The organism is Gluconobacter cadivus (genome assembly GCF_015244745.1).
Lineage (GTDB): Bacteria > Pseudomonadota > Alphaproteobacteria > Acetobacterales > Acetobacteraceae > Gluconobacter > Gluconobacter cadivus.
On record NZ_JABCQI010000006.1, the window covers coordinates 14,848 to 35,702 of the forward strand.

22 protein-coding genes and 5 pseudogenes are annotated in these 20,855 nt (G+C 55.4%); 12 read left to right on the plus strand and 15 right to left on the minus strand.

What is annotated here, in order from left to right; all coding sequences use genetic code 11:
- Positions 1–25: 25 nt before the first annotated feature.
- From HKD28_RS09445 to HKD28_RS09460, 4 genes and pseudogenes are all read right to left on the minus strand, one after another.
- Positions 26–568 carry a sugar dehydrogenase complex small subunit gene (locus tag HKD28_RS09445; RefSeq protein WP_077804089.1) on the minus strand — a complete coding sequence of 181 codons (543 nt, stop codon included), beginning with the start codon at positions 566–568 and terminating at the stop codon, positions 26–28.
- Between the two features lie 76 nt (positions 569–644).
- A pseudogene (locus HKD28_RS09450) lies at positions 645–2,102 on the minus strand (carbohydrate porin).
- A 20-nt stretch (positions 2,103–2,122) separates the two neighbouring features.
- On the minus strand, positions 2,123–2,596 hold the full coding sequence (locus HKD28_RS09455; protein ID WP_158093574.1) for a GlcG/HbpS family heme-binding protein: 474 nt from the start codon (positions 2,594–2,596) through the stop codon (positions 2,123–2,125).
- A gap of 173 nt (positions 2,597–2,769) precedes the next feature.
- A pseudogene (locus HKD28_RS09460) lies at positions 2,770–3,501 on the minus strand (IS701 family transposase); the annotation flags it as partial.
- On the opposite strand from HKD28_RS09460, the pseudogene HKD28_RS09465 reads away from it, so the two are divergent.
- Positions 3,491–3,685 (plus strand): annotated as a pseudogene (locus HKD28_RS09465) (transposase zinc-binding domain-containing protein); the annotation flags it as partial. The pseudogenes HKD28_RS09460 and HKD28_RS09465 overlap by 11 nt on opposite strands.
- A 304-nt stretch (positions 3,686–3,989) precedes the next feature.
- Here HKD28_RS09465 and HKD28_RS09470 read toward each other — a convergent pair.
- Entirely contained in the window at positions 3,990–4,592 is a 603-nt protein-coding gene (locus tag HKD28_RS09470) for a TetR/AcrR family transcriptional regulator (RefSeq protein ID WP_077804087.1), read from the minus strand.
- A 69-nt stretch (positions 4,593–4,661) separates the two neighbouring features.
- Here HKD28_RS09470 and bdcA point away from each other — a divergent pair, with 69 nt between their 5' ends.
- The 5 genes from bdcA to nhaA all read left to right on the plus strand — a co-directional run bounded on the left by bdcA (position 4,662) and on the right by nhaA (position 9,011).
- A complete protein-coding gene (gene bdcA / locus HKD28_RS09475) occupies positions 4,662–5,375 on the plus strand; it encodes an SDR family oxidoreductase (protein ID WP_077804086.1) in 714 nt (237 codons plus the stop codon).
- A complete protein-coding gene (locus HKD28_RS09480) occupies positions 5,372–5,677 on the plus strand; it encodes an EthD family reductase (protein ID WP_077804085.1) in 306 nt (101 codons plus the stop codon). The genes bdcA and HKD28_RS09480 overlap by 4 nt, the downstream gene beginning before the upstream one ends.
- A gap of 87 nt (positions 5,678–5,764) precedes the next feature.
- Entirely contained in the window at positions 5,765–6,688 is a 924-nt protein-coding gene (locus HKD28_RS09485) for an alpha/beta hydrolase (RefSeq protein ID WP_198945561.1), read from the plus strand.
- Positions 6,685–7,545: an NAD(P)-dependent oxidoreductase gene (locus HKD28_RS09490; RefSeq protein WP_077804083.1), complete on the plus strand. Its 861-nt coding sequence runs from the start codon at positions 6,685–6,687 to the stop codon at positions 7,543–7,545. The genes HKD28_RS09485 and HKD28_RS09490 overlap by 4 nt, the downstream gene beginning before the upstream one ends.
- 257 nt (positions 7,546–7,802) lie before the next feature.
- Positions 7,803–9,011: a Na+/H+ antiporter NhaA gene (gene nhaA / locus HKD28_RS09495; protein WP_077804082.1), complete on the plus strand. Its 1,209-nt coding sequence runs from the start codon at positions 7,803–7,805 to the stop codon at positions 9,009–9,011.
- A 4-nt stretch (positions 9,012–9,015) separates the two neighbouring features.
- Here the strand turns inward: nhaA and HKD28_RS09500 are convergent, their stop codons facing one another.
- The 3 genes from HKD28_RS09500 to HKD28_RS09510 all read right to left on the minus strand — a co-directional run bounded on the left by HKD28_RS09500 (position 9,016) and on the right by HKD28_RS09510 (position 10,268).
- Entirely contained in the window at positions 9,016–9,441 is a 426-nt protein-coding gene (locus HKD28_RS09500) for a type II toxin-antitoxin system VapC family toxin (protein ID WP_077804081.1), read from the minus strand.
- Positions 9,438–9,698, minus strand: a complete 261-nt coding sequence (locus HKD28_RS09505; protein ID WP_207728951.1) for a type II toxin-antitoxin system Phd/YefM family antitoxin — start codon at positions 9,696–9,698, stop codon at positions 9,438–9,440. Before HKD28_RS09505 ends, HKD28_RS09500 begins: the two co-directional genes overlap by 4 nt.
- Before the next feature lie 336 nt (positions 9,699–10,034).
- On the minus strand, positions 10,035–10,268 hold the full coding sequence (locus HKD28_RS09510) for a hypothetical protein (RefSeq protein ID WP_167383471.1): 234 nt from the start codon (positions 10,266–10,268) through the stop codon (positions 10,035–10,037).
- 184 nt (positions 10,269–10,452) lie between these two features.
- Here HKD28_RS09510 and HKD28_RS09515 point away from each other — a divergent pair, with 184 nt between their 5' ends.
- Together HKD28_RS09515 and HKD28_RS09520 are read left to right on the plus strand one after the other, a co-directional pair.
- Positions 10,453–10,935, plus strand: coding sequence for an Hsp20 family protein (locus HKD28_RS09515; RefSeq protein WP_077804079.1), 483 nt, complete (start codon positions 10,453–10,455; stop codon positions 10,933–10,935).
- A 75-nt stretch (positions 10,936–11,010) separates the two neighbouring features.
- The gene (locus HKD28_RS09520) at positions 11,011–11,352 is read left to right on the plus strand and encodes a hypothetical protein (protein ID WP_099287170.1); all 342 of its coding nucleotides are present in this window, start codon (positions 11,011–11,013) and stop codon (positions 11,350–11,352) included.
- Between the two features lie 48 nt (positions 11,353–11,400).
- On the opposite strand, the gene HKD28_RS09525 is transcribed toward HKD28_RS09520, so the two are convergent.
- The 7 genes and pseudogenes from HKD28_RS09525 to HKD28_RS09555 all read right to left on the minus strand — a co-directional run.
- Positions 11,401–11,958: a phosphate-starvation-inducible PsiE family protein gene (locus HKD28_RS09525; protein WP_077804077.1), complete on the minus strand. Its 558-nt coding sequence runs from the start codon at positions 11,956–11,958 to the stop codon at positions 11,401–11,403.
- 259 nt (positions 11,959–12,217) lie between these two features.
- Complete coding sequence (locus HKD28_RS09530; protein ID WP_233142707.1) at positions 12,218–12,523, minus strand: hypothetical protein; 306 nt, start codon at positions 12,521–12,523, stop codon at positions 12,218–12,220.
- On the minus strand, positions 12,520–12,870 hold the full coding sequence (locus HKD28_RS15720; protein ID WP_235993401.1) for a hypothetical protein: 351 nt from the start codon (positions 12,868–12,870) through the stop codon (positions 12,520–12,522). The genes HKD28_RS09530 and HKD28_RS15720 overlap by 4 nt, the downstream gene beginning before the upstream one ends.
- A gap of 357 nt (positions 12,871–13,227) precedes the next feature.
- Positions 13,228–13,497 carry a hypothetical protein gene (locus HKD28_RS09540; RefSeq protein WP_077804075.1) on the minus strand — a complete coding sequence of 90 codons (270 nt, stop codon included), beginning with the start codon at positions 13,495–13,497 and terminating at the stop codon, positions 13,228–13,230.
- A 356-nt stretch (positions 13,498–13,853) separates the two neighbouring features.
- Positions 13,854–14,288, minus strand: a pseudogene (locus tag HKD28_RS09545) (transposase); the annotation flags it as partial.
- Between the two features lie 29 nt (positions 14,289–14,317).
- Entirely contained in the window at positions 14,318–15,655 is a 1,338-nt protein-coding gene (locus HKD28_RS09550; RefSeq protein WP_077804074.1) for an IS110 family RNA-guided transposase, read from the minus strand.
- A gap of 316 nt (positions 15,656–15,971) precedes the next feature.
- Positions 15,972–16,607, minus strand: a pseudogene (locus HKD28_RS09555) (transposase); the annotation flags it as partial.
- A gap of 212 nt (positions 16,608–16,819) precedes the next feature.
- Here HKD28_RS09555 and HKD28_RS09560 point away from each other — a divergent pair.
- From HKD28_RS09560 to HKD28_RS09575, 4 genes are read left to right on the plus strand one after another with little or no spacing between them, the layout of a single operon-like run.
- Positions 16,820–18,196: an aminotransferase-like domain-containing protein gene (locus tag HKD28_RS09560; protein WP_077804073.1), complete on the plus strand. Its 1,377-nt coding sequence runs from the start codon at positions 16,820–16,822 to the stop codon at positions 18,194–18,196.
- A gap of 53 nt (positions 18,197–18,249) precedes the next feature.
- Positions 18,250–18,567: a putative quinol monooxygenase gene (locus tag HKD28_RS09565; protein WP_194268038.1), complete on the plus strand. Its 318-nt coding sequence runs from the start codon at positions 18,250–18,252 to the stop codon at positions 18,565–18,567.
- A gap of 2 nt (positions 18,568–18,569) precedes the next feature.
- Positions 18,570–19,796, plus strand: a complete 1,227-nt coding sequence (locus tag HKD28_RS09570; protein ID WP_194268039.1) for a Tm-1-like ATP-binding domain-containing protein — start codon at positions 18,570–18,572, stop codon at positions 19,794–19,796.
- The gene (locus HKD28_RS09575) at positions 19,789–20,619 is read left to right on the plus strand and encodes a phosphoenolpyruvate hydrolase family protein (protein ID WP_077804070.1); all 831 of its coding nucleotides are present in this window, start codon (positions 19,789–19,791) and stop codon (positions 20,617–20,619) included. Before HKD28_RS09570 ends, HKD28_RS09575 begins: the two co-directional genes overlap by 8 nt.
- Positions 20,620–20,855 lie beyond the last annotated feature (236 nt).

The following is a 20,855-nucleotide window of genomic DNA, read 5'->3' on the forward strand; positions in this document are numbered from 1 at the left end:
GATTCTACCTACCTGAAATCAGCAATCAACCAGCGCTCTGGCTGGCGGGTGGGTTCACCCAGTAATTGGTGTGACCACGGGAATAACTTGGGATGACGGTTGTGTCGGCTGTCGGCGCGTACATCAGGGCGCCCACATAGGTGACGAAGGTTGCGTCATCGACAGGATGGCCCACGGCGGGCGTGGCGTCCATGAGGGGTGTGCCCGTATAGCCCAGATACCATGCGGAAATGATGCTCATCGCAACAGGAGCCTGATTCGCATTCTGCTCAGCAAACTGCTTGAAATCGGACATGTCCTTCAGACCATAGGTCTTCATGGCGCTGATGAGGCTACCGACCTTCTGGGGGAAGCTGCTGTCCAGGGCCGTCAGGGCTGTGAGGATCCTGTTGGAAATTTCAAGATTGAGTCCTGACTTTCCTGTCAGGGTTCCACACAGGTCATGAAACTGCGAAAGGGTGACGAGACCGGCTGCGCGCGCAAAGCCCGGAAGGCTGCCGAGAGCTGGAAGCGTCAACGAGGTTGCGAGAACCTGCCGGCGGGAGAGACCCTTTTTTGTGAAGCGCATAGAGATAGATCCTCAAGTTCTGAAATACCGTTCTGACAGTGACGCAGGCTTTAACACCCTCAACATCCCGTCTTCCCTAGAAGGCAACATTCAAAGCACTGCTCAGTACAGCAGCGTCGTTAAAAACCGTCGTTCCACCGACATGGTTGACGTACTGGAAGTCGCCCTGAAGGGTGACACCGGTCCGGACATGATAGGTGTAATACGCTTCATAAATGGTCTCATGGCCCTGAATGCCGTATGGCGTTCCGAAATTGGCACCGACCAGCGCCAAACCGTTGGCAAGAGCAGCCTGCTGGGACAAAACCGCACTGCGGGAGAAATGGGCCCACTGGAAAGCGATGCCGATACCGTCCTCCGGGCGGCCCCACAGATGCCCTGTATCCATAAGCGCCGCGACGATATGGTGGTTGATCTGTGAGGTTTTACCGTCTGCGTAGGCGTATTGAGCACCGAAGACGAGGCCGTTGGATGGGCCATCGCCGTGTCGAACCAGCATCTGGTCTGCCATGACCCATACAGACGTCTGACCGCTTTGTTTGCGAGCGGGCAGACCCGTGACAACCCATGGCCGCCCGTTGATGTCCTCATACAGGTTGTTGTAGCGCGAGTTGTCGTACATCACTCCAACCTTGTAGTGACCGATCAGCTTGTCGTGTCCGAATTCAGGAATCCAGCCAATTTCAGCTTCCGTTGAAAGTTTGCCCAGATTGGATTGTCCCTAGGACCAGCCGGAGATACCGCCGTTATATGAATGTGGCGAGACGGCGAAGACACCTCCCATGACATAAACATGAGGATTGGGCATCAGGCGCAGCACCCCACCGATATTGCCAGAAGGCCAGTCCCGCCCGCCTACGAGGTACTTCGTCGGCGTGACGTTTCCGCACATCCAGACGTTCATGAAGTTACACACCCAAGGGGCATTGTTGAAAAACGTCCCGGTCGGGATCCAGCCGGTGGCCAGGTCGATTTTATGGTTGAACCAGGATTTCTCGAAATATGCCCAGACGAGATGGGCAACGACGTTTCCACGCGCACCGTAGATCTGCTGAACCTGATTGCCGTTATCACCAAAGGAGCGGCTGAGATTGGTTCCGTGCCCATTGACGATGAGGGTGTGCAGCCACAAATCATCTGACCACTGACCGGTTCCAAAAAGCTTGCGAAAGTCGATATCGACGGTGCTGCCAACCTGACCTGCAACGGTGTAAGTTTTCTTGCGACCTCCTGATACATTTCCGGAAATCCCTTCGTACAGGGCAAGAGCGACATAAACGCCGTGCTTTTGAAGCCAAGGCTGTATCCCGCCCCAGTCTCCGAGGGCGTGCGTCGTCCCATATGGTGCACCGAATGATGGGGCCCCATAGGGCGATTGCAGAAAACCGGGGATAGTCTGCTGCAGGTTTGTCATTTTCACAGATGCAGGCGAGCTCTGGGTGTTGGTCGCATTATCAGCGTAAGCTGCGGACGAACTCGCAAGCAGTGTTACAGCGGCAGCGAGGCAGCAGCGCCAAAGACGGTTAGAGCTCATACAAAGACAACTCCAGCGCGTCAGAGAGCGTTAGCAGCGGCATGGACGACTGCGAGATCCTTCGAGCCATCGGGAGTGCTTATGGCAATGGAGCCGACGACGGTTTTGCCGACGAAGAGCGGAACACCACCTGGGTTGCTTGAGAGATCCGGCACAGCGAGATTGTGAACCTCTCCTTTGACCAGCCCTTCATAGGACACGTTGGTGTCTGTCTTGAAAATGGCGGCCGACTTGGCTTTTCCTAATGCTGCAGAGAGACAATTGGGAGTAGCATTCACCTGACGCTCGACATAGAGAGGAACGCCATCAGGGTCCGCGATAACGATACAGCCATTAATGTGCTGCTCGGCTAAAGCTTTGCGGGCGGCCGACGCCATCTTCAAAACATCTGCGTCCTCGAGTGCTGGCTTTTGCTCAACAGCCAATACCTGGCTTGCAGAGCCAAGGAACGTAGCGATTAAGATAGATGAGGTAACAAAAAAGTTGTTTTTCATAACATTCCTATGTTCGATTCGCTCTGCATACGACATTGAACATAATACGACGCTTGAAAATTCCGTGATCAGCACACAGTTGCGTTTTTATTTTAATGCCTGAGCCTGATGGGCTCGTCGAAAAACGGACCACCGGAGGATATGCGGGACCCGGATCTGGGCCTGGGTGATTTTCACGACGAGGCGACGGATTTCCTGAATTGACCACTGGATAAGCTTTTGCGCGTTGGAAGCGGTCTTTTTTTGAGCGCAAGGACGTTCGCCTGGGAGCGCACGGCGGCCATCATGGCGTGGGCGAGCATGACCAGAGAGACGTGGCGGTGCCAGCCGTGCCAGGAACGGGTCTCGTTGTGGTCAAGGCCAAATTCGTTCTTGGCGGTCTCAAAGCCTTCCTCGATCCGCCAGCGCGCGCCTTCAACGCGGGCCAGCGTTTCAAGCGGCGTCCCCTGGGGGCACCAGGTTATGAAATAGCGCAGATCGCCATCAGCGGGATTGCGGCGGACCAGCAGGCCTCGGGTCCATGTTCCGGTCAGGGTGTCAGCATATTCCGACGCGTGGAGATCGGCCATCGGGCAATACAACCAGTCATACCATCGCTCGCCCTTGGTACCGTGCCCGGCCGAACACCGGACCCAGGCTTCGTCAGGCAGGGTGTTGATAATCTCGCGGGCCTCGGCGACCCACATCACGTCAGGTCGCCAGGAGTAAAACCAGTGGTTGGCATTCACGCCCAGCACGAAACCTTTGCCCGTGCGGCGTAGAGCCATTTCCAAATCGCCGACACCATACACGCTGTCGCCCGCGACCCAAGCGAACGATATGTCGGCATCCAGCGCACGTCCGATCATCGTAGTTGCCAGCGCCGGTTTGGTGGCAAAGCGGATATCATCAGGAACATGCGCCGCTGGTGGGCATGTCGCGCCCTGCGGGTACTGCGGACACTGGCGGATCGCCTATAACAGCTGCCGCAACCGTCACTGTCCGCGCTGTCAGGTGAACGCCGCGCGGACATGGCTGGCCGAGCGGGAGGCCGATCTGCTGCCGGTCGGGTATTTCCATGTCGTCTTCACCCTGCCGGCACGGATTTCGACCGACGCCCGTCTATAGAGAGAGGAAGGCCCACGACGAAAATGAGAAATGCGGTAGTCCAAGGTTGGGATGCACAGTTTGCCCGACATTACGCAGAATCCATCGCCTGTCAGATCCTAAATTTAGCTGCGTCCGATTTTGGGAAGTTGCAGACACCGTCTGAACGACCGCTTTGAAGGCGTAAGCCGCCTGTCTGCTCCTACATCACTGAGCAGATAGGCAGTTTAATGAAAGTCAGCCTGAGATCAGTTCGTAGAGTCGGGATTGCGAACATATCACCATATCATCACTATTGATCAACTGCCTACGCGCTTCCCTCGATAAGTGAACGTAGGCCGACCGTAGCAACCGCTGCGACCTGCTCCAGACATACACAGCTGACACCATCTCGCGCAGCAGCCGACATGCCGGCCATTGTCACCGTCACGACGTCGGTTGCGATTAATGCTACCGCTGGTGCCCCGCGGGCGATGAAGGCTTGCAGCTTTTCACGACGGATCTGAGCAACGCGCATAGCGATGCGCCTTCCTTCGCCGCTACGATCGGCCCGCAACGCTTCAAGGATCAGGCACCCTGCTTGATCACTGCAGGTCGTGTATGTGCGTGCGGCTTCGCCCAGCAGCTCGGCAATACTGTCGACAATCGGACAGTCATCACGAAAGAAGGCCTCCAGCGGCAGAACTTCGGCCACATACGCTTCTGCAATTCGCTCGAAATAGGCGGCCTTGCTCCCAAACGCAGCATAGAAGCTGGCCGGCCGGATACCGAGTGCCTCGGTAATGGCGGCAATACCAAGCGCTTCATAACCGTGCGTGTGAAATAATGCGCGCCCGGTGATGAGAGCGGCATTTGGATCGAACCGGCGGGGGCGGCCACGCGCTCCTTTTGATAATAAATGATCGGTCACTCAAAAATCCTTGACGTTAGTGCTTAATGAATTATGTAGCGATCAATCAACAAATTCAAGGAGCTCCTAATGTTGGCTTCGGCAACACGCAAAATTCTGGTCATCGGCGGCAGTCGTGGAATTGGGGCGGCGATCGTCGCGCGCTTTGCTGCAGAAGGCGACGACGTGTCATTCACCTGGGCTGGATCGCAGACAGCTGCGGAGGCAGTCGCGGCTCGTACTGGCGCACACGCGATCCGCAGCGACGCTTCAGACCGCGATGCGACGATTGCCCTCCTGCGCGAGATAGGGCCGCTTGATGTTTTGGTCTATAATTCCGCCCTTCTGTTGCCAGGCGACCCGCTAACGCTGGAGCCGGATGCAGTAGACCATCTGATCGACGTCAATATTCGCGGCCCTTATTTCGCATCCGTCGAAGCTGCGCGTCAGATGAGTGAGGGCGGCCGGATTATCCTGATAGGTTCTGTGCATGGAGACAGAATGCCGTTCGAAGGTCTTACGGCTTATGGAATGAGTAAATCGGCATTGCAGGGTCTTGCGCGTGGTCTGGCACGAGATTTTGGCGCGCGTGATATCACGGTTAACGTGGTGCAACCGGGTCCGACGAACACCGACATGAATCCTCATGACGGTCCCCTCGTGCAGGCGATGCATGACGAGATGGCGCTCAAACGGCACGGCACAGCAGAAGATGTGGCACACTTGGTGGCCTATCTCGTAGGTCCGCATGCGAGTGGGATCACGGGCGCCATGCACACGATTGACGGCGGGTTCGGCGCATGAATGAAGCGGTCTTATATGTGATCTATCGCGGCACACCAGCCGATCGTTTCGACCGGGTATACTATGTGGAGCGCCACCTGCCGCTGGTGAGGAATGCCTTTGGTGCCTATGGGCTTGTGTCGCTCGCAGCATTCTACCCAGCGAAGGACACTTCCGAAACTGTCGCGATCTGCGAGTGCCGCTTTACCGATTCAGCCAGTATCGAGGTCGCATTCAGCAGTCGGGAAGTTGCGGCCGTCATGGCGGATGTGCCTCGCTTTACCAATCTTGAACCACTGCGCCTGCGCGTATTGCCTCTCTGAGGTTCTGATATGAATTTTCATCACCCATGGTCGAATGCACCGCTACGCAGTATTCGCCGAGGCCATTTCTGGATACCAGGCGAGCGCGTGGTCCAATCTGGCCGCACCTATCAGCGTGCACCGATGTATGTGGAGTGGGAGGCACCCGAACACGTTACACGTCCTTACCCGATCGTTTTGATGCATGGGGGCGGGTTTCAGGGGACGGAATGGTTCGATACGCCCGATGGCCGAGCGGGATGGGCGCAGCGTCTGGTTGAAGCAGGTTATGCAGTGCTAGTGATCGACCGGCCGGGGCACGGGCGTTCGCCCCTGCATACGGACATCACCGGGGCAATGGGACCGCCGTTTTCCTATGAAGGCGGCCGTCAGATCTATTTCCCTGGTACCAATCCGCGCCATACACAATGGCCGTTTGCTGCGGATAACGAGTCGGCAATGGACGATTTTATCGCGGGTTATGGGCCATTGCCCGCTGATTTGTGCGTCTCCCAGACGATGGATGCCGACCGGACCGCAGCCCTTTTGGATAAAATTGGCCCTGCGATCCTGCTGACGCATTCTGCCTCCGGCCCGGATGGCTGGCTGGTCGCTGATCGGAGACCTGATCTCGTGCGGGGTATCGTTGCGATCGAGCCAATGGGGCCGCCTTTTGCGACCATTCCCAACATCGGACCGATGACGTGGGGCGCTGCTGCCGCGCCACTGGCGTTCGAACCGCCTGTGAGCGATGCAACGGTCCTGCAAGCTGCAGAGCCAGGTACGTATCGCCTGCCGTCTCTGGTCGGATTGCCGATCCTGATCGTGACCGCCGAGGCTAGCGACTTTGCCGCCGCAAGCCTGCCCACTGCTGCATTTTTGAATAATGCGGGGGCTTCAGCCGAGTTGATGCACCTGCCGGATTATGGCGTGCACGGCAACGGACATGGCTTGATTTACGAGAAAAACTCTGACGAAGCACTGGCTCCAGTACTGGCATGGCTTGCGCCGAACACAGAGGCGTTAGCATGAAGATAGCCTTTATCGGCCTCGGTGCGATGGGTCGTGCTATGGCCACCAATCTGGTCCGCAACGGCCATGACGTTTCCGCTTGGACTCGCTCGGGCCGCACGCTTGCAGGTGTGACCACGCTGGAAATACCGGATAAGGCCTTCGAGGGCGATGTCGTACTGACAATATTGTCAGATGATACGGCTGTTCGCTCCGTAATCGTCGATCCAGATTTGCTGTCACGCGCAAAATCAGGTGTGATCCATGTGATGATGTCCACGATTTCGGTCGCGTTTTCGCGCGAGCTGACGGCGCTGCACAACCAAGCCGGGGTGGCATTTGTGGCAAGCCCTGTTCTTGGCAGGCCGGATGTTGCGGCAGACGGCGCGTTGCAGATCCTGACGGGTGGCGATCCAACACATTTGGCCAGGCTCGTGCCCGTATTCGAGGTTTTGAGCAAACGTATTTGGCCGATGGGGGACAAACCTTGGGGAGCTCATGCGGCTAAGATTGCGTGTAATATGATGATTACCATGGCGATTGAGGCGATGGCGGAGGCAGTTGTGCTGACAGAGGCTAATGGTGTCGCACGCGAGGTATTTTTTGATCTGATCCTAAATACGCTGTTTGGCAGTCGATCTTATCAGGTCTACTCGAAGAATATCACGAACCGGGTTTACGAACCCGGCTTCCGTGCGGCTCTCGGCCTCAAGGATCTGAGGCTTGCGACAGAAGCGGGTGCTGCGACCGGTCGTGAACTGCCAATGCTGGCTGCGATCTTCGGACAGATGGGAGAAGCCATTGATGCTGGGCATGGAGAAAAGGACTGGTCGATCGTCGCGGCGCAGACATTGGGTGAGGCAGATAAGAATTCCTGAGAGATTATGGGATGCATAGTCAGGCGTATGAGCGGTAGTTAGACGGCATACAGAAAGCATGTCTGCTTTTGGAAATTCTCTACGGCGCTTTGCATGTCCGAGATGAGGGCGTAAGCAGCAGGTCCGCTTACGCCTACACGCCGAACATCAGCCGCGTTAAACGGCCATCCGGAAAGCGGGCATTAATAGAAACATTATGACAAGGTAGCGCATCGCTACAGGCTTGTGTGGGAGCCTGCCTCATTCAACAAAGAGGAATGAGCGAATTTTCTGTTCCGTCCACAACGCATATCCGACGTTTTCTGGCCTCTCCCGCAGGTGGGGCGTCTGTTCTCCTGCTGGCATCCCTGTTGGGTCTTGTCCTGGCGAATTCGTCATGGGCGTCGGGTTACGGCACCCTGATAACAACGCCCATGAAATTACCCATCTTGGGAGAGCGGGGGCCAGAAAACATTGATGCATGGGTCTCTGACGGACTCATGACCCTATTCTTTCTGGTGGTCATTCTCGAAATCAAAAAGGAAATTGTTTCCGGGCACCTCTCATCACTACGCAGCATCGCCCTTCCGCTTATCGGAGCGTTGGGGGGAATGATCGTGCCGGCCCTTACGTATCTGCTGGTAACATGCGATCATCCGGAAGCGACACGCGGCTGGGCCGTTCCTGTTGCAACGGATGCCGCGTTTACGTTGCCAATCATCCTTGCTCTTGGAAGGCATGTCTCGCCGGGAGCCAGGGCCTGGCTGATGGCGCTTGCCATTTTCGACGATGTGCTGGGGATTGTGGTGATCGCCCTATTTTATGGGAGCGCTCTGTATTGGCCGGGGCTTATCGCGGTCGTGATCGTGACTGCCGCATTGGTCGGCGCGAACAGGATTGGGATCAGAACTCTCTGGAGCTACGGCATCGGTTGCGTCCTGTTATGGGTGGCGCTTCTGGATGCCGGCCTGCACCCGACGCTTGCTGGAGTCATCACCGGCCTATGCCTTCCAGCAGTCACCTCAGGAATGGATGCCAGACAAGCTACGCCACTTGATCGGACATCTTCTGCGTTGACCCCTTTCGTTACCTGGGTCGTTCTACCGCTGTTCGGTTTCATGAACGTGGGTGTTTCACTAGCTGGCGTTCATCCGGACATGATGCTGGAGGCTGCTCCGCTCGGGATTATATTAGGACTGATTGTTGGCAAACCGGTCGGCATCTTTGGTATAACAATGCTTTCGACCCGCCTGAAGATCGCCACGCTTCCGGCTGAAACGCCGACGGGGATGCTGTTTGGGCTTTCGTTGCTATGCGGCATTGGGTTCACGATTAGTCTGTTTATCGCAAACTTGGCATTTTCCGGATCAGATCTTGTGACACCAGCTAAGATGGGCATCTTTGCTGGCTCTGTTCTGTCTGCCCTGATGGGATGGCTTTGGTTACGCTTCTTATCCCAACACAACCGGCTACCCCCCCATTCCTGACAAATTATAGTAGCTTTGTTTTTAAGCCTATATTAGGACCTGCCTCAGCGAGGCGTCTATCAAGAGTGCATAACGTTGCTCCGTGATCGGCGCAGACGGCAAGGTGTAAGGCATCACCTGCACGCAGCCCTAACGCATACTGATCAGAAAAACGCGCCGCTGCCCTGAACTGCTGTGTCGTTATGGGCAAAATCTGAAAGCTTTCAGCGGACAGACGAGTAAAGAGGGCTAACGCATTTGCACGGTCAGCAACGTTGATCTGACCGCTCCGTAGTTTGATTGAAAGTGCGGAAGAAAACTCAGTCGCGACCCAATCACTTATAAATAATTCGTCTGGATCCTGACTGGAAAGCCATGATTGCATCCGGTCTGTCTCTGCCTCGTTGGTCAGCGCGGCAACCAGAACGGACGTATCGATATAAACGCTCAATATCGTGCCTCGTCTCGCATATCCCGTACCATTTCTCGCGCGGACACAGCCTGGACTGTCATATTGGCTGTAAGCGAGCGCAGAGCGTTCAAATCAACAGGCTTGCGCTTGCATGTGACTTTGTCGATTTGTGCGACGATTTTCCCCCGACGCATAATGCGAACGGGTTCGCCCTGCATGGCCTGATCGACCAAACGACTGAGGTGGGCTTTTGCGTCCACCAAATTCACAGTTTGCACATCGAATCTCCTGACCATTAAACTAGTCACTTCATAGCGCGGAGATTTATTCTAAGGTAGACAAATTAAGCGCAACCAGATCGCAGCACAAAGTTTCGTGTCCGCTTTTGTCATATCTGCGTGCATAGCCGACCTGCCGCTTCCCCCCCTAAACAGCCTGTCGGCTCATCAACAACAGAGCAGACGGGCTGTAGTCGCCCTCATCCCGGACATACAAGCCCCCATTCGCCAAGCTCCTAAGCGGACAGTCCGCAATCACCATGAGCTGATGGAGTTTCCTCCCACCCGAGTGCATTCTCCGCTCGGCTGCATAAAAGCAGCCCCTTCTGAGAACGTATCATAGAACAAGACATGTCAGATGGGGTGGAAGGCCTCCTTGCGGCATTGATGTGCCATACCGGCGGTTGATAAGCCTTCTGAAGGAGACCGCCCACCCCAACTGACAGCTAGCGGCGCGACCAGGACTGGTGGTGGAACGACAATGGGTGGTCCAGCATAAATCCACGGCCAGGCCTCCGCCGGAGCGGCAATCAGCATGGTCGCGGCGAATGCCACGGCCAGCAACTTCCATCCGATACTATCAGGCATTGTTCTGGTCCACTCTGAACACGCGAACGATTGAGGACGCCCAAACCTGCCTTTCTGCATTTTTGATACCTCTTGACACCATGCACGGAGTGCCCAGATTGAATCTGCCGGCCGCCGAAGGGGTCGGCAGACAGAACTATCAGTTTTGATCTTGTGTCCATGTTGCTCAAAGGAGGATATGGCTATGAGAGCCACCGTTGATTTTGCTCCCCTGTTCCGTTCGAGCGTGGGTTTTGACAGAATGCTCAACGCCCTTGATCTCGCCAGCCGGATTCCGGCGGTCGATAACTGGCCGCCTTACGATATCGTCAAGACCGGTGAGGATGATTACCGGATCGACATGGCGGTTGCCGGACTTGCCGAGGCCGACCTTACGATCACACAGGAGCGCAATACTCTTGTCGTGACAGGTCGAAAGGCGCCGGAGCCGCAAAGCGCCACCGAATATCTCCATCGGGGTATTGCGGGCAGAGAATTCGAACGCCGCTTCGATCTGGCCGAGCATATGAAAGTCACCGATGCGCACTTCGAGAACGGACTTCTGTCCATTACTCTGAAACGTGAGATACCCGAAGCGATGAAGCCGCGTCGTATCGCGATTACGTCCTCTACAGCACGTGCGGAGGAAGCCGTGCCCCAGATTGAGGCGCGGAAAGAGGCAGCCTGATGGCGTGACGAAAACTCTCCCCCGGCCATTCATCCGGCCGAGGGAGAATCTCGAAAGGTCATGAGCATGAAGAGGATGAAAATATCTCTGTCGTGCGCTGCTCTGAGCTTGTCTCTACTGAGCCAGTCGGGCGCACATGCTGGTGATGTTGTCCGGACGACTGCAACATCGTTCGATGCAAGGGCGACTGAGGGAACGTCCACAATCCCCGAAACCGGGGCTCGCACTCATTACGAAGACGGCACAGGTGATATGCTGGTCGACAGCTTGAACGCAAGCCAGTTGGATCAGAACTACAAGGGACCGGTCTACTCTCCCGGACAACCCATTCCGCCGTTCCGGCCCATCGACACAGATCATCTGGCACCGTCAGGGCCAGAGACGGCGAAGAAGACGTCCTCATCGCACGAGACATAGTGGGGATTGAGTAAAGGCGGCGTTATAGACCGCCTTTACTTCGATTCTTCAGGATGAAGACCGTTCAGGCTCACAGCGGGCCGCAGGATTATCTTCAAGATGCGCCTGTTCTCTGGCATCGCGCGCGACACGCGCATCCTGCTCGCGGACCAGCCAGTAGACGGCACCCAGCGCCAGAACAGCCGCCGAGAGAGCGAACAGTTCCATGGCAGTCACATCATGCAGATCCAGCAGGATGAATTTGCGGGCAATCGCCAGGAGGGCGATCAGGACGATGGTCCGTACCCGGATGACGTTCTCATGCTGGGCAAGAACGACCAGCAGGGAGTGTTTGAATTCAAGGGCGATGATAACAGTAAAGATCGCGCCAAAAATCGCCTGGAAGATCGTCTGGTTGATCGGATCGATTCCGACATCGACGACCAGATGCCATACCGCGCCGATCAGATGAATCGTCGCGATGGCGGTGACCAGCATGATGAGCGCAATCAGGGTCAGAATGATCGCCTGTTCAAAACGCTCGTAGAATGTCAGGCCCCTGAACAGCTTGATGAAGTGGGACCAGTCCCTGCTCTGCCAGGAACGTTTCATGGAGAGGTCTTCCATAGCCGTTTTCCCATCTATGAATTGCGTTATAGTTCCCACGCCCTGGGTCTGGTTTTTCTTTTAGAGCAGTTCCACTGATCCAGAGTTAAAAGGACTGGTCGAACCGCTTGATCCCTCGGATGTGGATGCGAACTCCCCTGCGGACTGAATCAGTCTCTGGAAGGGCTCATGGCCCTTCCGGCTTACATCCGGTGCCAGCATGGCAGACAACAGGACAATATTCTGGCATGATCTCGCACGGCCTTTGGCAAGGCCAATGTCAGTTGATTTTCGAGGTCTCCCAACGACTAGCCCAAGGCCTTGGCCATGTGCGTGCGGTCAGCGACAGGCAGGAGTTTTCGGACCACGGCGTTGGTCGGGTCGTCGCTTCCGGGTCTGGCGCGGTTCTCCAGCGAGATACCAGGTGGTAAATCAGATGGTCAGCCGCCCGATGCATGAGGCCGCCGTATCCGCGGTCTTTTTCCTCGTAGCTGAGATAGTGGGCAAGCAGGACCGCCAGTTCTGTGCTGATCTGAACGGTCGGAAGCGACATAATTTTGTTCGGCCTGTCCGTATGAAGAGTCATGGTGCACTCCTCAGGCCGGACCGCGTGTCACCCGATGTCAGAGCCGTCGCATCCAGAGGACTGACGCTCAAGCCAGAAACAGTGGCGGTGACGTCGATATGCACGGATCCGAACAGATGCAGGAGGGCGGCCTGAGGCGTATAGGCGCCCTTGACGGCTGCCGAGGTCCTGCCGTCCATAAGGATCGGGTCGATTAGGACCGGGCACCCGGTCTGCCGGCTCAATATCTCTATGGCGCGGGCCAGTGGCATGGATGGAATGTTTACCGGCTGCTTTTCTGTCTCGCACGACAGCATACCCTGCGGTGCATGAGCTGATGTCGGCGAGACCATTCCGACCAGCAGCATGAGGATGAGACCGACAGCGACATGTGGCCTCTCCCGCTGCCGAAGGTGCCGAGGTTGCTTGGCTGTCTGTTCCGCTCGCTCCGTCTTTCCCGCGGAGTGCGACCAAACTGGCCGCATTGTCCCCCGTGAACGGGGCACGGGGGGATGGTTATTCCAATAGTGCTGAAGCGCCTTCAGGTTGAGAAAATGAATAAAACTCGACATCTCCCTGTTCTCGCTGCTTTTGATTTCATCTGCAGAAACGCGGGACCTCCGATGGAAGGCCCCGCTCCACCCTCTCATTCGTGCGGTCGTTCCAGAAAAGATGGCGCTTCCGCTCGGAGAAGGCGTTTCTGATCTACCCGGCGCGGTTGTGCCTTACGCCGCGATCGGAACTGGCGGTGCGGCTCTTGCCCGCATGGGGACACGGAACGCGAGATCAGAAGCCAGAGGATCACACCCGGCAGGGGTGACCGTGCCCGCCTGGACCAGGCATTCCAGCGTAGAGCGAAGTCTGATCCCCGGTATACCGGTATGGGCCACCAGAGACGTCAGCATCACGCCACGTCCGTCATGACCGAGGCGGCGGAGCACGGAGAGGACACGCGGAGCTAGCGGATCGTCTCCAAAAAGGGGGCGCGTTACCATGATACGCCTCCCTCCAGTCGGTTGCGCCATCTCCGGGCGGCTGTGCGCAAGGAGCGGCGATAGCGGGAATAAAGTCCTTTCAGTGTCGACATCCACATCCTCCGATTAAAGCAACATGGACTTCAGTTGTCTGGCTCACAGAGCCTATGCCGGACCCGATGGCGTCCAGCGAAAGAAAAATTGGAAGAGATGCTTGCCTCGTCAAGAGGGCACGAAATGCAGATGGAGGGATCGAAGAACCGTTGATTGATGTGCTTGGCCCGTGATTTCTGGGTTTTGGCAATCTGATTGACGGTTCTTTGGGGCGTTTTCTGTTTGTGTTTTGAACGGATTAGGGGCTGTCCCCTGCTGGATGACTACGCGCTCGCGCTGATTCGCTCCAGGAAGAGAAGACGGCGCATATTATAGACGATATTGGCGAGCCCGATCCTCATGGTGGCCCGGGTGATACCGACAGTTCGGATCAGCAGTCCCGTCTGTGATTTCTGATCGGCAAAGACATGCTCGACACGAGATCGGATCACAGACTTTCCGGCATTCGATTTCTGGATATGCCGGGGCATAGGTTTGAGATGCGGCTTTTTCCTGTGAACCTTGGAGACAAAGCCCTGCTTTTCCATGAAGTCTTCGTTGGCTTTGGAGCGATAGGCCGTGTCTGCCCAGACGCTTGAGGCCGTATTGGTTTTATCCAGCAGCCCCTCTCTCAATCGCGCGCCATCGCTGGCAACGGCATCCGTCGTCTTCCATTTCCGGATGAACCGATACTTCCGGTCGATGGAGACGTGATCTTGTACCGAGAGCGCAAGCAATTTTTCCGGTTTCAGGAGTTCTTTTCGATCCGATTGGAACGACGTCCTGCTCTACTGTTTTCTCCGACAGTATAGCGCTCCAGAGTGATAGCTTTTGCTTCACAGAGGGTGATGCTGTTTCCCTCCCTGTCGCGCACTTCATAAGGCTTTCCTCGTTTGAGAACGCTGAAGATCCGGTTCACAATACGATTGGCAACGGCACATAAAGCCTGTTTGTGATGATGACCTTTCGCCGTCATCAGCCTCCAATAAAGTTCTGCCAGTTCAGGATCTGTTTTTCGTGCCGTATCAGCAGCAAGATAAAGTGCATGTTTGATGCGGTTATTGCCACCCTGGATCAGGGTCTGGCCCGCTCGCTCCACACCACCACTATCAGCCCTCCTGGGAAACAGGCCACAGAACCACCGTAAATGTTTTTCGGAATGAAACCGCTCAATGTTCTGCAAGATACCGATCAGGGTTGGCGCGAGATGACGGCCGACACCCGGAACACTGAGCAGAAGAGCCTGTGGGTCGAGGTGTTTATAGAGATCTGCAATATGCTGCTCAAAATCTTCAACTGGTTGGATTTTCTTCAGAACATTCTCAATTCCCGTCGCGATTTGGAATTGTAGTTCCGAAAAATCAATGTGTGTCCCATGAAGGTCTTGAGCGTATTGCGCCGCTTCACGTAACCCTGTGATCAGCGTTTCCACAAAGGGCCCACTGCGCGGATGGTTCCCTCCCGCATGAGCTCCAACATATTTGGCGAATGTCGTACGACGCGCCTTCAAAACATCCGAGGGGTGAAACCATTTCTGCAACAGGGCCAAAGAGAGCCGTGTTCCTAAGTCGGGCAAGACTGCTTCAAGCCTGGGGGATGCCCAACGAATGAGATCAAGCAGGCGCCGCCTGGCATCCGCGATCTCGTTCTGAAAGCGGCTTCTCTGTTTGATTAGACGTTGAAGAGCGTGGCTTTGCGGATCCGGAATGTGGACTGGATCAAGACGTGGTCCACCAAATGACGGTATGGCCGCCAGGATCTGGGCATCAGCCATATCCGTTTTGGCGTGTTCGGAAAGGTAACGGCGTAGAGCCTTGACCCGTTTTCCCTTGACACGAGCCACGGTGACGCCAGCATCTGCAAGATGGTGGGCAACAGGAAACCAGCTCATGCCGGTTGGCTCCATGATGGCCTGAATGTGGTCATCCGCTCTCAGCCCCATCACGGCTGTCTGAACAAAAGCGGCGAGTGAGGGCTGATCGTGCCTGAAACGAATTGCACGGCCATTAGGGCGGCCATCGTCATAGATCTGAGCGAGGTGATCTCCGCGAATGGCCAGATCAATACCAATGATACGGAATGTCATGGTCGGTCCTTTCTGGTGAGGGAACCAACGCTACGGTCACAGTCAGGTGTGTCATTCGTGGCCGATCAACTTCACTCAAAGCAGACGCCACAATCTTGTTACTCTTGCCCCGTCAGCGCGGCCGGACCGGGTTCATGCTTCACAAAAGACGAGACGATCGGCGGATCTCTCAGGGACTTCAGCCCCGAACCGGCCTGGTTCGCTCTGAGAGTATAGACCCGGTTCCCGGCATGCTGGGAACCGGGTCTGATCCACAACCACGTCTCCGAAGCCTGCGCTTCTCCGACTTTCTCCATGGCATCAAACCCGGCCCCGCTATCGATACCTGGGATTTGTAGCCAAAGAACGGGATGGCGAGATCGCTGGATGGCATGGTTCCATCATCCTGCCGCTTCGCCTTCGTGAACTTCAGCGTCCAGCGCGCATGGCGATCCTTGTGCGACAGCTTGGACGGCTTGTCCTGCCAGTCTTCGGGGGTACGTCCTGCCCGGAGATCTACCTTCTCGGCATTAGTATTGCGCTGCTTTGGAGCAGCCACCAGCGTTGCATCCAGGATCTGACCCGACATCGGCAGATAGCCTGCGTTCCGCAGGGTCGCATCAAAGCGCTCAAACAGTCTTTCAATGGCCCCCGCCTGTGTCAGGCGTTCACGGAACAGCCAGATTGTTTTGGCATCAGGCACCCGATCTGAAAGCCCCAGACCAAGGAAACGCATGAACGACAGCCGGTCGTTGATGAGATATTCCGTCCGTTCATCAGACAGATTGTTCAGCGTCTGGATCACCAGGATCTTGAACATCAGCACCGGATCAAATGGCCGTCGCCCGCCTTTGCTTCCATCTGAATAGGCCAGGGCCTTCTCCAGATCAGGGCAGAACGCTTCAAGCTGATCACCAAGCCCGCTCAATCGCGCAAGCCGCTCTTCAACGTCAAAGAAACCAGCCTGCTTCATCTTCTCCCTCAATCAATGCAGGAGAAATGGAATCACAGAGACAGACTCAAAACCAGAGGGTTTTTCGAACCCTCCAGGTAGCCCTGACGATTGGCTTCTGGCTTCGCGGGGGCGGGACGATACGATAGAATAGTCCTAACCACCCTCCATCTGCCATCCAGAGCGGGGTATTCCCCCACTATTGAGCTTTCTAAAATTAATTAGGCAAAACAATGCGAAGCCAGTCACCTTGGAATGCACGTCTCCCAGACGGAACCGGATCGTCAGCAGAGCGTCTAGCCGACGTGCTGGGATCAGACATACTCCATGGTATTTTGTCTGTTGGCGATCGACTGCCAGCACACCGTGACCTCGCGTGGCGTCTGGGCATCGGCATTGGATCCGTTACGCGCGCTTATGCCATTCTTGAAAGACGCGGATTAGTGCGGGCCGAGCATGGGCGTGGATCTTTCGTTGCAGCACGGGCGGATGATCGGTCGATTTTGCTGGATATGTCCACCAATATGCCCCCGCCCATGTTTAGTGACCGAGCACTCGCTCGCACCCTGTCACGTCTGGCCCGTACCGTCGACGCCGCCCTTTTTAACGTTTATCCACCTGTTGCTGGACATATCGAACACCGTCGAATTATGGCGCACTGGCTGACAGGTTGCGGTATCGAAATCGATCCGGAAAATCTGTTACTGACTGGTGGAGCGCAACAGGCACTCAGCGTGGCGTTCACCGTCGCGCGCCCACATGTGGGCAGCATTATAACCGAAGAGGTGACCTACCCCGGCATGCTGGACACAGTGCGTCGCGGAGGAAAAACCTTGCAAAGTATTGCCATGGATGCGCGCGGGATGATGCCTGATGGGCTGGAAGCCGCCTTATCGTCACCCCAAACTGGACGGGCATTAGTGTATGTAACGCCCACCCTGCATAATCCAACCACCGCTTGCATGGATAGCGATCGAGTACATGCCATTGCCCAGTTATGCCGCCGGTTCGATGCTCTGGTCATCGAAGATGGTGTCTATGCTGGACAGAGCAAGCTAAACCACACTCTCGCGGCGCTCATTCCGGAACGGACTTTTCATGTTTCCAGTCTGTCAAAAATCATCAGTCCAGGTTTGCGCATAGGCGCGCTTGCCCCCCCAGCTGCATTCGCAGCGCAGACACTTCCAGTACTGCTTGCATCATCCCTGATGATCGCTCCCCTGTCCTATGCGATGATGGCTCAGTGGTTGAGCGATGGAACGGCTAGCAGCGTCCGTCAATCTTTACGTGCCGAAGCCGCAAGACGACGGAATCTTGCCCGTAATATATTGGGCAAACGCATGACAGAACCGGGTGGAGACGGCTTTCACCTTTGGCTGCCCATGGATGCATCCACAGCAGAAAACGTCGCTGAAAACGCAAAGGCACTCGGTGTTTCAATCGCACCACCGAGCGCTTTTGCCAGTTGCGACACCCTTCAAACAACAGGCGTAAGGCTCGCCCTGGGTGCCGTATCCTTCAAAAATCTGACCGTAGCGCTGACGCGCATACGTCAGGCATGCGAACTAGTAGAAAGAAAAGTGTCACGCGACACTATAGTCTTAGGCTGAAAGTGTCACTCCGCGTTAGTCTGACAAGAACAGTCAGGCGGCGGAGAGAAAGCATGTCAGACCCATCAACAAATGTCCTTACTATCATTGCCGAAATCTACATCCGACCTGAACACAAAGATGCCGTCCTCGGCGCAGTTGCGGCATGCGTTATCGCGTCGCGTTTAGAGCCGTCCAATATCTCCTATGACTGCAAGCGTGACCAAAACAACCCGCAGCATCTCGTGTTTATCGAACAGTGGGAGAGTCTCGACGCGCTTCTAATTCATGAGCAGACGGCACATTTCCTGGCCATGAAAGAGACGTTTACGGCAGGACTGGAAAGACCACTGACGGTCACATTGCTTGAGCCGTGTCCCCGGATGGCCTGACGATGGCAAAATACGTCTATCTCATCGGAACGCGAGACACCAAGGACGCAGAACTCCGTTATCTGCAAACCAAATTGTCGGAACGTGGTGTGCTCTCCAGAGTTGTCGATGTCTCCACAGGACACAATTGCACCGGTGTCATTCAAGCCACCGATGTCGTGGCATGGGACGTCGCATCATGCCACCCGCGTGGGCCCGATGCCGTATTCGGGAATGTCAGAGGTCCAGCAATTGCAGGAATGTCTGACGCGTTGTTGCACTATCTCTCCTCGCGCCCTGATGTGGCAGGAGTACTGGCACTAGGGGGGTCTGGAGGCAGCGCACTGGTAGCACCTGCTTTGCAGGCAATGCCCATCGGTATTCCAAAAATTCTTGTGTCCACCGTGGCATCTGGAAACGTTGCGCCTTATGTTGGTGGATCCGATATAGCAATGCTGTATTCCGTGGTCGATATGCAAGGGCTGAACCGTGTGTCGCGGCGAGTGCTCGAAAACGCAGCGAATGCCATGGCCGGTATGGTGCGTTCTGCGACGCATGAACCCGAAGACCAACGCCCTGCGATTGGCTTGACGATGTTTGGTGTAACGACACCCTGCGTCACACACCTGACTGATACCTTGCATCATCAGTTTGACTGTTTGGTGTTTCACGCCACCGGCACGGGTGGTCGTTCGATGGAACAGCTTATTGATCGTGGAGTCATACGCGGTGTAATTGACGTTACAACAACGGAATTCTGCGACCTCATTGCGAATGGTATTTTTCCTTGTGGAGAAGACCGGCTCGGCGCAGTTGAACGCACTAAAGTGCCTTATGTCGGCAGTTGCGGTGGTCTCGACATGGTCAATTTCGCTGCCCGAGATACGGTTCCACAAAATTATAGAAATCGTGTTCTGGTAGAGCATAACCCACACATCACACTGATGCGTACATCAGCCGAAGAATGTCGTCAGATGGGGCAAATGATTGCCGAACGCCTGAATCACTGCGAAGGCCCCGTCGCATTCTTTATACCGGAAGGCGGCTTTTCTTTACTTGATGCGGCTGGAGAGGTCTTTTTCGATCCCGAAGCCGATGAAGCATTCGTCGCGGCGTTATCAGGGATGCTGCGCGAAAGCGCAAGGCGAAGGCTGATACGCCTGCCATATGCGCTCAATGATTCTGCTTTTGCTCAGGCAATGGCGGACGAATTTCAGACAATGTTCAAGGAGACCGAATTCAATGCCTAGCATTGCACGCGAAACTATTCTTGGTCGTTTGCGCGGCCTTATCGCAGAAGGGCGCCCCATCGTTGGGGGCGGAGCAGGAACAGGTCTTTCCGCCAAATGTGAGGCGGAGGGCGGCATCGATCTGATCGTCATTTATAACTCCGGTCGTTACCGCATGGCTGGACGCGGTTCACTTGCGGGCTTGCTTGCTTATGGCAACGCCAATCAGATCGTTATGGAGATGGCACGTGAGGTGCTGCCAGTTGTCCCAAACACGCCAGTACTTGCCGGCGTGAATGGTACCGATCCATTTGTGGACTTTGATGTATTCCTCGACGAAATACGCAGGGTGGGTTTTTCTGGTATACAAAACTTCCCGACAGTCGGGCTGATTGACGGTACATTCCGAAAAAACCTTGAAGAAACCGGCATGAGCTATGCTATGGAAGTGGATGTCGTCGCTCGGGCCCGCAAGAAAGATTTGCTCACGACCCCTTATATCTTCGACCCAGAGCAAGCTGTCAGCATGACAAAAGCGGGCGCGGATGTTCTGGTTGCCCACATGGGCCTGACAACTGGTGGCAATATTGGTGCAGAAACAGCATTCACACTGGACGACTGTATAACGCTGATCAACCAGATGACGGATGCTGCCAAAAGTGTGAGAGACGACGTCATCGTTCTTTGCCATGGCGGACCGATTGCAATGCCTGAAGATGCCCAGAAAGTCCTCAAGGCTTGCCCTGATTGCCATGGATTTTATGGTGCATCGAGTATGGAACGGTTGCCAACCGAACGCGCGCTGGTCGAACAGACACAATTGTTTAAATCTATGACGCGCTAGTATTCTTCCTGAAGGGCATGTTAGGAAATAGTAATGTCTTAAACATGCCTTTCTTTTTCCTTCCGTACATTTGAAAAATTCCATGAATAGCCATATAAATCAGGAGCATAGACATGATAGGAAGCGATATCAGTGATGCTATGCTCCGGCCCCAGTCTCGGGAACAGATCCCCGACGATGAAGAGATCGCCAGTCAGCGTCACGGCTGGTAGTGTGTATGACACAAGGCGATCTCA